The sequence below is a fragment of the Burkholderia guangdongensis genome, assembly GCF_013403875.1.
Classification (GTDB): domain Bacteria; phylum Pseudomonadota; class Gammaproteobacteria; order Burkholderiales; family Burkholderiaceae; genus Burkholderia; species Burkholderia guangdongensis.
The window spans coordinates 1-10,808 of the sequence record NZ_JACBNX010000027.1; the positions used below are offsets into that span (position 1 = coordinate 1).

At 67.4% G+C, this 10,808-nt stretch carries 13 protein-coding genes; 2 read left to right on the forward strand and 11 right to left on the reverse strand.

Annotation, left to right across the window (positions count from 1 at the left end; all coding sequences use genetic code 11):
• Positions 1–257 precede the first annotated feature (257 nt).
• The 9 genes from HZI36_RS22810 to HZI36_RS22850 all read right to left on the reverse strand — a co-directional run bounded on the left by HZI36_RS22810 (position 258) and on the right by HZI36_RS22850 (position 7,911).
• Positions 258–593, reverse strand: a complete 336-nt coding sequence (locus HZI36_RS22810) for a DUF4148 domain-containing protein (protein WP_179404940.1) — start codon at positions 591–593, stop codon at positions 258–260.
• 189 nt (positions 594–782) lie between these two features.
• On the reverse strand, positions 783–1,292 hold the full coding sequence (locus HZI36_RS22815; RefSeq protein ID WP_179404941.1) for a DUF1269 domain-containing protein: 510 nt from the start codon (positions 1,290–1,292) through the stop codon (positions 783–785).
• Positions 1,293–1,449: 157 nt separating this feature from the next.
• Complete coding sequence (benD, locus tag HZI36_RS22820; RefSeq protein ID WP_179404942.1) at positions 1,450–2,229, reverse strand: benzoate diol dehydrogenase BenD; 780 nt, start codon at positions 2,227–2,229, stop codon at positions 1,450–1,452.
• Entirely contained in the window at positions 2,226–3,257 is a 1,032-nt protein-coding gene (gene benC, locus HZI36_RS22825; protein ID WP_179404943.1) for a benzoate 1,2-dioxygenase electron transfer component BenC, read from the reverse strand. Before benC ends, benD begins: the two co-directional genes overlap by 4 nt.
• A 31-nt stretch (positions 3,258–3,288) precedes the next feature.
• Positions 3,289–3,777 carry a benzoate 1,2-dioxygenase small subunit gene (benB, locus tag HZI36_RS22830; RefSeq protein WP_179404944.1) on the reverse strand — a complete coding sequence of 163 codons (489 nt, stop codon included), beginning with the start codon at positions 3,775–3,777 and terminating at the stop codon, positions 3,289–3,291.
• A complete protein-coding gene (locus HZI36_RS22835) occupies positions 3,774–5,192 on the reverse strand; it encodes a Rieske 2Fe-2S domain-containing protein (RefSeq protein ID WP_179404945.1) in 1,419 nt (472 codons plus the stop codon). Before HZI36_RS22835 ends, benB begins: the two co-directional genes overlap by 4 nt.
• Before the next feature lie 157 nt (positions 5,193–5,349).
• Positions 5,350–6,279, reverse strand: coding sequence for a catechol 1,2-dioxygenase (catA, locus tag HZI36_RS22840; RefSeq protein ID WP_179404946.1), 930 nt, complete (start codon positions 6,277–6,279; stop codon positions 5,350–5,352).
• Between the two features lie 96 nt (positions 6,280–6,375).
• Entirely contained in the window at positions 6,376–6,666 is a 291-nt protein-coding gene (catC, locus tag HZI36_RS22845; RefSeq protein WP_179404947.1) for a muconolactone Delta-isomerase, read from the reverse strand.
• 69 nt (positions 6,667–6,735) lie between these two features.
• On the reverse strand, positions 6,736–7,911 hold the full coding sequence (locus HZI36_RS22850) for a muconate/chloromuconate family cycloisomerase (protein WP_179404948.1): 1,176 nt from the start codon (positions 7,909–7,911) through the stop codon (positions 6,736–6,738).
• 154 nt (positions 7,912–8,065) lie between these two features.
• Here HZI36_RS22850 and HZI36_RS22855 point away from each other — a divergent pair, with 154 nt between their 5' ends.
• Complete coding sequence (locus HZI36_RS22855) at positions 8,066–9,004, forward strand: LysR family transcriptional regulator (RefSeq protein ID WP_179404949.1); 939 nt, start codon at positions 8,066–8,068, stop codon at positions 9,002–9,004.
• A 68-nt stretch (positions 9,005–9,072) separates the two neighbouring features.
• Here HZI36_RS22855 and HZI36_RS22860 read toward each other — a convergent pair whose 3' ends face one another.
• Positions 9,073–9,930, reverse strand: a complete 858-nt coding sequence (locus HZI36_RS22860; protein ID WP_179404950.1) for a class I SAM-dependent methyltransferase — start codon at positions 9,928–9,930, stop codon at positions 9,073–9,075.
• 243 nt (positions 9,931–10,173) lie between these two features.
• On the opposite strand from HZI36_RS22860, the gene HZI36_RS22865 reads away from it, so the two are divergent.
• Positions 10,174–10,350, forward strand: coding sequence for a hypothetical protein (locus HZI36_RS22865; RefSeq protein ID WP_179404951.1), 177 nt, complete (start codon positions 10,174–10,176; stop codon positions 10,348–10,350).
• Between the two features lie 78 nt (positions 10,351–10,428).
• On the opposite strand, the gene HZI36_RS22870 is transcribed toward HZI36_RS22865, so the two are convergent.
• On the reverse strand, positions 10,429–10,680 hold the full coding sequence (locus HZI36_RS22870) for a hypothetical protein (RefSeq protein WP_179404952.1): 252 nt from the start codon (positions 10,678–10,680) through the stop codon (positions 10,429–10,431).
• Between the last annotated feature and the right edge of the window lie 128 nt (positions 10,681–10,808).

Here is a 10,808-nt window from a genome sequence, read left to right on the forward strand (position 1 = left end):
ACTTCATGCATCGTCATCGTGATCGTCCCAGTCGCGTTCATCGCCGGCGCTCCCTGAGGGGTGTCGGCGATCAACCTACAGGCCAAAACACGACATTTTTATTTAGCGGAAACGCGACATCTGAACTTGGGACCTACACATAAAACGTCCATAATTCATCTTATGTCAACTAACATCGACATCCACACCTCCCACGAACTCCACCCTCCGCGCCGCGCCGTTCCCGAAGAAACGGCGCGCCGCCTTGGGGGCGATGCTTACTGGCTGGCGCCGGCCGCTCCGGCAGCCTTCTTCTGCGCGTTCTGCAGGTCTTCGGGATAAGACGGCGTGTTCACCGCGGGGTTGTAGCCGTTGTCTTCGAGCTTCTTCAGTTCCGCGGAATTCTTCGCGCGCGCGGCCTTGCGTTCCGCCTTGCGCTTCGCGCGGGCTGCCTTGCGTGCTTCCGTCTTCGCTGCTTTGGCGGCCGCTTTCGCATCCTGCGTCTGCGTCGCGGGCGCGCTTGCCGCATCCTGCGCATACGCCGACGCCGTGCCGCCGATCAGGCATGCCGCGACAGCCGCGGCGAGCGTGAGCTTGCTGAATTGGATTCTCATCGTTGAACTCGCTGTTTTGATTGGTCGAGGTTGGAAGGACTGCCGGTACCGCCCTGCACCCCGGCACGTCAACGCTGGCGCCGAGGCCTGTGCATCATAACCGCGTTTATGCGCAGGCGCAGGGATCAACGCGACCCGCGCCCGGCCCTCGCGCGCGCAGTCGCCTCAACCTCGTTTTCGGCCCATCGATCAAGGAAACGCAGGGATCGTCGGATCGTGGCCTTCGACGTCCGCTTCCGGGTGATGCTGCTTGATCACTTCCTCGATTTCTTCGACGCGATCGGTCTTCACGTCGACCATCATCAGCAATTCGCCTTTCGCGACGGCCTCCTCGAAGCGTTTGAGCCGCGTATTCGGCACGTCGACGCCGATCATCGTCGCGGTCCACGCGCCGATGCCGGCGCTCGCGAGCGTCATCAGCACGACGGCACCGCCCGCGATCGTCAGCCCCACCGGCGGAAACGCCATCGCGACGAGGCCCGCCAGCATGCCGGTCACGCCGCCGGCCGCGGTGCCGCGCGCGAGCGCAGGCAGCAAATCGCTGCGCTGCGTCAACGTCGCTTCCGGCAGATCCTCGAGCGGCACGCCGGGCGCGGCGAGCACGTGAACGTGCCGCCATTCGATTCGCCTGAGCAATAACTCGTCGACGATGTGCGTCGCGCTCTTCACGTCAGGCAGTAGCACGTAGATTCGTCGCATGGGTTGTCCCCTTTCGGCGGTCGCGCCCCCCGTCAGACGTTTCCAGGGACAAAACACGGGACGTGCGCGGTAGAGACCTGGTAAATCCATATTAGTCGCTATCCGGCACGTTATCCGGCCCGGCGGGCTGACCGCCGGGCCGGTTTGGGGCGCGCGCTCAGCCCAGATCGCCGCCCGCGACGGGCAGCACCGTGCCCGTGATGTACGACGCGTCGTCCGACGCGAGGAACAGGATCGCGCCAGCCTGCTCGTCGAGCGTGCCGTAGCGTTTCATCAGGCTCGACTCGACCGTCTGGTCGATCACGCCCTGGTACCAGGTCTTTTCCTGATCCGTCGGCGCCGAAGCATTGCGCGGCACGCGGCGCGGCGGCGCGTCGGTGCCGCCCGGCGCGGTCGCGACGACGCGAATGCCGGCGTCCGCGTATTCCATCGCGAGGCTGCGCGTCAGCGCATTCACGCCGCCCTTCGCGGCCGAATACGGCACGCGATGCACGCCGGCCGTCGCGACCGACGACACGTTGACGATCGTGCCGCCGCCCGCGTCCAGCATGTAGGGCAGCACCGCGTGGCAGCACCACAGCGTCGGAAACAGCGAGCGGCGCACTTCCGCCTCGATCTCGTGCTCGGCGTAATGCGCGTACGGCTTCGCCCAGATCGTGCCGCCCACGTTGTTGATCAGCACGTCGATCCGCTGAAAATGCGCGTGCGCGTCGGCCAGCGCGCGCGCGCTTTCGGCGTACGACTCGAGATCGGCCTCGAGAGCGATCGCCGCGTGCCCCTGCGCGACGAGCGCCGCCGCGATTTCGTGCACGTAAGGCGAGCGGTCGATCAGCGCGAGCCGCGCGCCCTCGGCGGCCGCGCGCTCGGCGACGCGCTGGCCGATTCCCTGCGCGGCGCCGGTGACCGCGAGCACCTTGCGTTCGAAGCGGCCGCTCATGATCCCGCCCTCGCGGCGGCGGGCGTCGCGTTCGCCGTGAACTTCTCGTAGTGGAAGCTCGCGGGCTTCACGCCGAGCCCGTCGAAGTGGCGCTGCACCGCGTCGACCATCGGCGGCGGCCCGCACAGATACACGTCGACTTCGCCGTCGTACAGCTTCGCCGGATCGAGATGGTCGGTCACGTAGCCCTTCTTCGGATGCGCGGATTCGGGCGCGGCGACGCAGGTGTCGAAGCTGAACCCGGGCAGTTTCTCCGAGAATTGCGCGAGACGCTCGACGAGCACCAGATCCTGGTCGCGCGTGACGCCGTACAGCATGTGGATCGGCTGTGCGCAGCCCTTTTCCGCGAGCACGTGCAGCATCGACAGGAACGGCGCGAGTCCGGTGCCGCCCGCGAGGAACAGCAGCGGGCGCGCGACCTCGCGCAGATAGAAGCTGCCGGACGGCCCGGTCATCGCGAGGCGGTCGCCGGCCTGCGCGCGATCGAGGTACGTGCTCATCGCGCCGCCCGGAATGCTCTTGATCAGAAACGAGATGCGCCGCTCGCCGGGGCGCGAGCTGAACGAGTACGAGCGCGTGAGGCCCAGCCCCGGCACGTCGATGTTCACGTATTGCCCGGGCAGGAACACCGGTGCGTCGCCGTCGACGTCGCACTCGAGCTCGAGCGCCGCGTCCTGATGGCGCTCGAGCGTCGCGAGCGTCGTGTCGAAACGCGACGAGCCGGTCTTGCACGCGGTCGACGGCAGCGGCACCGAGACCACGCAGTCCGACGCCGGCACCATCTGGCAGGTCAGCACCATGCCGCGCTCGGCTTCGTCCTCGGTCAGCGCGTCCTCGACGTACTCGTCGCCGAGATCGTACTGGCCGTTCTCGCAGTGGCACTTGCAGGTGCCGCAGACGCCGTCCGCGCAGTCCATGGGCAGGTTGATGCGCTGGCGGAACGCGGCGTCGAGCACTTTTTCGCCGGCGCGGCAATCGATGAAGCGGGTGACCCCGTCCTCGAAGTTCAATGCGATGGAGTAACTCATGTCGACCTCACTCGGCAGTCGGGGCTTCGGTTCAGATGTGATACACGTCGATGACCTGGTGGATGTAGTCGTTCTTCAGCACGACTTTCTTCGCCAGGATCCGCGGCGCCGGACGGGACACGTCGAGCGTATAGAACGACGTGCCGAAGAAGCTGTCCGTGCTCTTGTAGCGATAGCTGAGCGTGTGCCAGTTGAAGCGCACCGTCAGTTCGCCGCCCTCTTCCGTCAGCACCTCGACGTTGCTGATGTTGTGGCTCGTGCGCGGCTCGGGCAGGCTCGCGCTCGATCGCTCGGTCTTGATCCGGAACACGCGGTCCTCGAGGCCGTTGCGGTTCGGGTAGTAGATCAGCGAGATCTCGCGCTGCGGATCCTGCGTGAGCGTGTCGTCGTCGTCCCACGCGGGCATCCAGAATTCGGCCGTCGGCGCATAGCATTCGAGCCAGGCGTCCCAGTCGCGATCGTCGAGCAGGCGCGCCTCGTGATAGAGGAACGCCGCGATCGCCTGATTGTCGTGATTCATACGGCCTCCTTACAGTTGTCATCGTCATGGGCATCGTCGCTGCAGTTGCCATTGCTTTCACCGCTCGCGAGCGCCGCCTGCAGTCGCTCGGCCCAGTACGCGTGCTGGCGCACGAACAGTCCTTCGTCCTCGGTGCGCCCGCCGCTCAGCAGCGGGCTCACGCCCATCGCGCGCGCGTTGTCGTCCGCGCCTTCGATCCATTCGGTCGCGCCGCGGCTCAGGTCGTTCCACAGGATTTCGCTGCCTTGATAGCCGGCCTGGCACGCGCGGAATTCCTCGAGGTCGTCGGGCGTGCCCATCCCGCTCACGTTGAAGAAGTCCTCGTACTGGCGGATCCGCAGCGCGCGCTCGTCGGCGCTCTCCCCCTTCGGCGCGAAGCAGTAGATCGTCACCTCGGTCTTGTCGACCGCGATCGGACGCACGACGCGGATCTGCGTCGAGAACTGGTCCATCAGGTACACGTTCGGATACACGCACAGGTTGCGCGTCTGGTCGACGATCACGTCGGCGCGGTCCTGGCCGACGCGCGCGGCGAGATCGCCGCGGTGCGCGAAGATCGGGCGCACCTCGGGGTTCAGCAGGCGCGTCCACAGCAGGATGTGCCCGTGCTCGAACGCATAGACGCCGCCGACGCTCTTCGACCAGCCGTTCGCGTCGACCGTGTGCGTGCCCGCGTCGTCGTAGTTGCGGTGCTGCATCGTCGCCGAGTAGTTCCAGTGCACCGAGCTCACGTGATAGCCGTCGGCGCCGTTCTCCATCTGCAGCTTCCAGTTCGCGTCGTACACATACGACGAACTGCCGCGCAGCACTTCGAGGCCGTTCGGCGCCTGGTCGACGATCTGGTCGATGATCACGCGCGCCTGGCCGAGATGCGCGTCGAGCGGCAGCACGTCGGGATTCAGGCTGCCGAACAGGAAGCCGCGATAGTTCTCGAAGCGCGCGACGCGGCGCAGGTCGTGCGAGCCATTGGTGTTGAACGTGATCGGATAGTGGCCGGTCTTGCCGTCCTTCACCTTCAGCAGCTTGCCCGAGTTGTTGAACGTCCAGCCGTGGAACGGGCACGTGAAGCTGCCCTTGTTGCCGTGCTTGCGGCGGCACAGCATCGCGCCGCGGTGCGCGCACGCGTTGATCATCGCGTGCAGCTCGCCTTCCTTGTCGCGCGTGATCACGATCGACTGACGGCCGATCGACGTCGTGAAGTAGTCGTTCGGCGCCGGAATCTGGCTTTCGTGCGCGAGATAGATCCAGTTCGATTCGAAGATGTGCTTCATCTCGAGATCGAACAGGTCCGGGTTCGTGAACACGTCGCGGCGGCAGCGGAATACGCCGGTCTCGGGATCGTCGACGATCGCGGCGTCGAGCAGGTCTTTCAGGCTTTCGTTCAGGCTTTCGGCCGGATGGATGTCGGTGGACATGGCGGCAGTCTCCGTCGGTGCCCGGCCGCGTCGTGCGGCCGGGGCGTTGTGCTCGGGGCGTCTCGGGCGTTTCGGCCGGCGTGGGCGTTTCCGCAGGCCTGGGTGGTTCCGCCGGCTCAGGCGGCTAAGTGGCTCGGCCGCTCGGCGGCTCGGCGGCTCAGGCGGCTTCCACGCGGCGGCGCTGGACGACGTCGTCCGTCACGTTCTCGCCGAGCGGCGCGATCGCGAAGTCGAACGCGATTTCGACGAACGGCTCGTTGAGCCCGTGCGCCTGGATCGCGGCCGCGTCGCGGCGCTCGACGACGTCGGGGATCAGGTCGTCGCGCGTCGCGAACGCGAAGTCGTCGTGCAGGTACGCGTCGCCGGCGATGTTGATCTGCGTGGTGAGCTGGCGATGGCCCGGCGCGCTGACGAAGAAGTGAATGTGCGCCGGACGCTGGCCGTGACGGCCGATCTGGTCGAGCAACTGCTGCGTCGGGCCGTCCGGCGGGCAGCCGTAGCCGACCGGCAAGATGCTGCGGAATTCGTAGCGGCCGTCGGCGCCGGTCCGGATCCGGCGGCGCAGGTTGTACGGGCTCTGCGACTTGTCGAAGAACGAGTACATCCCCAACGTGTTCGCATGCCACACGTCGACGATCGCGTTCGCGACCGGCTTGCCGGCCAGATCGCGGACGATGCCGTGCATGATCAGCGTGCGGCCGTGATCGGTGCCGTCGTCGAGGCGTGCGCTGCCGGCCGACAGCGGCGCGCCGCCGACGTACAGCGGCCCTTCGATCGTGCGCGACGTGCCGGTCGCGATGCCCGCCGCGGCGTCGGCCGCGTCCATCCGCAGGTCGAGATAGTGCTCGAGGCCGATGCCGGCCGCGAGCAGCCCGGCCTCGCCGGCGGCACCAAGATCGTTCAGGTACGCGACGCCCGACCAGATTTCGTCCGGCGTGATGTCGAGGTCGTCGATCGCCTTGAACAGGTCGGTCAGCAGACGGTGGGCGATCTGCTTCGCGCGCGGCGAACCCTGGTCGTTGGTCAGGCCGGTGGCGATTTTCAGGAATTCCCGCACGTCGGCGGTGTCTGCGATCTGGGTGCTCATTTCGGTGCCTCCTGGTGGATGTGGGGCGGCGCGGTCTCTATGCGCCCGGTGCGTCTGGAAGTCGGGAAGTCAGGAACTCGGGAAAACGGGCCGGTGTCAGCGGTCGTCGTCATGCAGCGACGACGGGTGCCGGCACAGCGGCATCACGTCGATCCGCATATACGGGAACAGCGGCAGCGACATCAGGTAGTCGTGGAGCTGCGCGGGGCTGTCGACGTCGAAGATGCTGACGTTCGAGTACTGCCCGACGATGCGCCAGATGTGGCGCCACTCGCCGCTTTGCTGCAGTTCCTGGAAGCGCGCCTTCTCGTTGGCCTTCAACTTCGCGGCGACGTCGGCCGGCATGTCGAGCGGCAGCGAGACGTCCATGCGTACGTGGAAAAGCATCGGATCTCTCCTCTTTCCGGTCTGTGGGACCGTGAGTCAGTGGGACAAGCGGGTCAGTGGGTCAGTGGGTCAGTGGCTAGATGCGGCGACCGACACGCGGTTGCGGTCGCGGCGCAGCGCGTCGACGCGGTCTTCGTCGAGCGCGATGCCCAGGCCGGGCCCGGTCGGCAGGCGAAGCTCGAACGCGTCATAGCGCAGCGGCTCGGTCAGGATTTCCTCGGTCAGCAGCAGCGGGCCGAACAGCTCGGTGCCCCACTGCAGATTCGCGAACGTCGCGAACAGCTGGGCCGACGCGATCGTGCCGATCGCGCCTTCGAGCATCGTGCCGCCGTACAGCTCGATGCCGGCCGCATCGGCGATCGCGGCGACCTGCCCGGCCGCGACGAGCCCGCCGGACTGCTCGATCTTCACCGCGAACACGTCGGCGGCGCCGGCGCTCGCGAGTTCGAATGCGGTTTGCGGGCCCTGCAGCGATTCGTCGGCCATCACCGCGATCGGGAAGCGGCGCACGAGCCGCGCGAGCGAGCGGGCCGACGCGACCGGCTGCTCCGCGAGATCGCAGCCCGCGTCCGCGAGTGCCGCCAGGCCGCGCACCGCTTCGGTTTCGCTCCACGCCATGTTCACGTCGACGCGCACGCTCGCGCGCTCGCCGAGCGCGCGCTTGATCGCGGCGACGTGCGCGACGTCGGTCGCGAGCGGCCGGCCGCCGATCTTCAGCTTGAACACGTTGTGGCGGCGCAGCGCGAGCATCTGCTCGGCTTCGGCGATGTCGCGCGCGGTGTCGCCCGACGCGAGCGTCCATGCGATCGGCAGCGCATCGCGGCGGCGCCCGCCGAGCAGCTCGGACACCGGCAGGCCGGCGCGTTTGCCGAGCGCATCGAGCAGCGCAGTCTCGATCGCGCACTTCGCGAAGTGATTGCCGCGGACGAACTTGCCGATGCGCGCCATCAGTTCCTGCACGCGGTTCGCGTCGGCGCCGACGAGCTGCGGCGCGACATAGCGGTCGATCGTCAGCTTCATGCCTTCGGGGCTTTCGGCGCCGTAGGCCATCCCCGCGATCGTCGTGCCCTCGCCGAGCCCGACGATGCCGTCGGCGGTATGGATGCGTACGATCATCAGGGTCTGGCCTTGCATCGTGGCCATCGACAGGCGATGCGGGCGGATCGTCGGGATATCGAGCAGGAAGGTTTCCACGCGCTCGATGCGCGATCCGGCGGAGGCTGGGGTGGGGTGTGTGGTGTCCATGGCTTGCAGTCTATGAACGCGCCCTACCCCAATCCAACACTATTTCGGTCTCTCTTGATACCTTTATGGTATTTTGTGGCTGAAATGCCCGTTAATATCGCTTTGATGCGCTGCAAAATACCTTTATTTGCATGATAAACATGGGGTTTGCCCGATGGACCTGCGCCAGCTTCGCTACTTCGTCGCCGTTGCCAACGAGCGGAACGTCACGCGCGCGGCCGAGCTGCTGCACATCGCACAGCCGCCGCTGAGCCGGCAGATCCAGCAGCTCGAGGACGAGCTCGGCGTGCCGCTGCTGATCCGCTCGAGCCGGCCGTTGCGGCTCACCGACGCCGGGCGGTTGTTCTACGAGCAGGCGCTGCAGATTCTCGGGCGCGTCGAGCAGGCGAAGAACATGACGCGGCGCGTCGGCAAGGGCGAGCGCAGCGTGCTGTCGATCGGGTTCGTCGCGTCGACGCTGTACAGCGGCCTGCCGGTGCTCGTGCGGCGCCTGCGGCAGCACTGCCCGGACCTCGACGTGCAGCTGATCGAGATGTATTCGATTCAGCAGACGGAAGCGCTGAAGAACGGCCGCATCGACGTCGGCTTCGGCCGGCTGCGCGTCGCCGATCCGAGCGTCGAGCGGCTCGTGATGCGCGAGGAGCGGCTGATGGTCGCGTTCTCGCCGGACAATCCGCTCGCGGCCGCGTCGACGGCGTTGTCGATCGATGCGGTCGGCGATCAGCGCGTGATCATCTACCCGAAGGAGCCGCGCCCGAGCTATGCGGACCAGGTGCTGTCGCTGCTGCGCGATCACGGCGTCCATCCGCCGGAGATCACCGAGGTGCGCGAACTGCAGACCGCGCTCGGGCTCGTCGCCGCCGACGCGGGGGTCTGCGTCGTGCCGGGGTCCGCGCGGTTCATTCGGTCGGACGTCCTCTATCGGCCGCTGTCGGACGAATATGCGACGTCGCCGATCGTGCTCAGCCACCGGATCAACGATCAGTCGGAATACATCGAGCTCGTGAAGGCGCTGACGCTCGAGATGTATCGCGAGAATCCGCCGTGGCTCGATGCGACGACGACGCCGCCGCGCGCGAGCGCGCCGAGGTGACGCGCGGCGCGCACTGCGCGGCGGTCGCCATGTTCGGGGCGCTTAGATCGCTTGGTCGCTGAGTTCGCTCAAGTCGTCGCGACGAGAAACACCTCCCCGCTCGACAACCGCAGCCCGTCGGCCCGCCCGCTGAAATAGCGCGCGGAAAGATCGTCGCTCGACACGTGCCGGACGTCGCGCAAGCCCGCCTCGCGCGCGAACGCGAGCATGTCCTGAGGGCTGAAGAAGCTGAGAAACGGCGTGCCGGCCGCTCGCGCCCGCTCGTACACCATCCGGTGCTGCTCGCGCTCGGCCGGATCGATCAGATCGAGCGGCAGCAGGAACGTCATCGCGAGCGTCGAGCCGGGCGCGAGCGACGCGATCTGGCGCAGCGTCGCCGCGATCGCGTCGCGCGTCAGATACATCGACACGCCGGTCGACGCGACGACCGCCGGCCGCGCGGCATCGAAGCCCGCCGCGGCGATCCGCGTCCACCACGACGCGCCCGCCTCGAAGTCGACCGGCACGAGCCGCAGCCAGTCCGGCACGCCGTAGCCGGCATCGATCAGGCGCTGGCGCTTCCATGCCTGCGGGCCGGGCCGATCGACCTCGAAGATCCGCAGGCGCGACGCGACGTCCGACCGCCGCTGCGCGAACGTGTCGAGACCGGCGCCGAGAATCACGTACTGCGCAACGCCGCGTGCGGCCTGCTCGCAGGCCAGATCGTCGACGAAGCGCGCGCGGGCGACGATCGACGCGCGATAGGCGGCGGTGCCCTGCGGATGCATGTCCGGACGGTCGCGCCAGCCGGGCTCCGGCGCGACCAGCCGCAGGCCGATCTCATCGGCGAGCACGTGCGGCGGCGCATCGACTTCGACGTGCAGCGCGCGCCACAGCGCGACGCGCACCGCGGTGGAGTCCGGCGTAGGTGTCGGCTCGTGTTGCATCGGTGTCTCCTGGTCGTCGGTGAAGGTTGGTGAAAGTCAGTGCAGGCCGATGGAAGTCGGTGGAAGCCGGCGCAATCGTGTCGATTGCCGCACAATAGCCGCACTTTAGCAATCGCGGCGGCCGGCTCCAACCCGCTCGGCGCCCGTCTGCCCCCTGGAATAAACCGCCAGCCCCGAACGTTTCGTGTACGCATGCGCGCCGCTCGGCGCGAGCGGCCGCGCGTGCGTCGACAGGAGACGGAAATGAGTTCGACCAGGCTCGTGGCAGCCGCCTTCGCGGTGCTCGCGCTCGTGCTGGGCGCGGGGTGCGCGTCGTCGGGCGGTTCGGATATGTCGATGCATCCCGCCAGCCACACTGGCGGCAATGGCGGCAATGGAGGGGGCGGCGGCGGTGGAGGTGGCGGAGGCGGCGGTTATTGACGCGCAACGCCGGATCACGCGATTCCCGTCGACGGTGCGCACATGAACACGCGCCGCGATCGCGCGCCGGGATTCATGTCACGGTGCGGGCGCGTCGGCGGTCGCGATCGGCCGGCACGTCGTTCGGGCGCGAATCAGCTGATCGCCGACGAACACGTTGTCGAATTGGCAGCGCTGGCCGTTGAGGTCGACGACAAGCACCCCCTCCGAGCCGTCGCGCGGCCGGAGCCCGAACGTCAGCAGCGCGAGCACGATGCCGATCGTGATCGTCAGGTGGAACAGCCGGCGCCAGTCACGCCGGTCAGGCATCAGATTGGTATGCTTGCTCACGATCGCTTTCTCCACGTCGACGTGCCGCCGCGATGAATATTGTCCGTCGAACAATATTCACCGCGATATCGGCGCGCACATTCCCGCTCGACATGACGATTCGTCCCGATTGACAGCCGCCGGTAGAT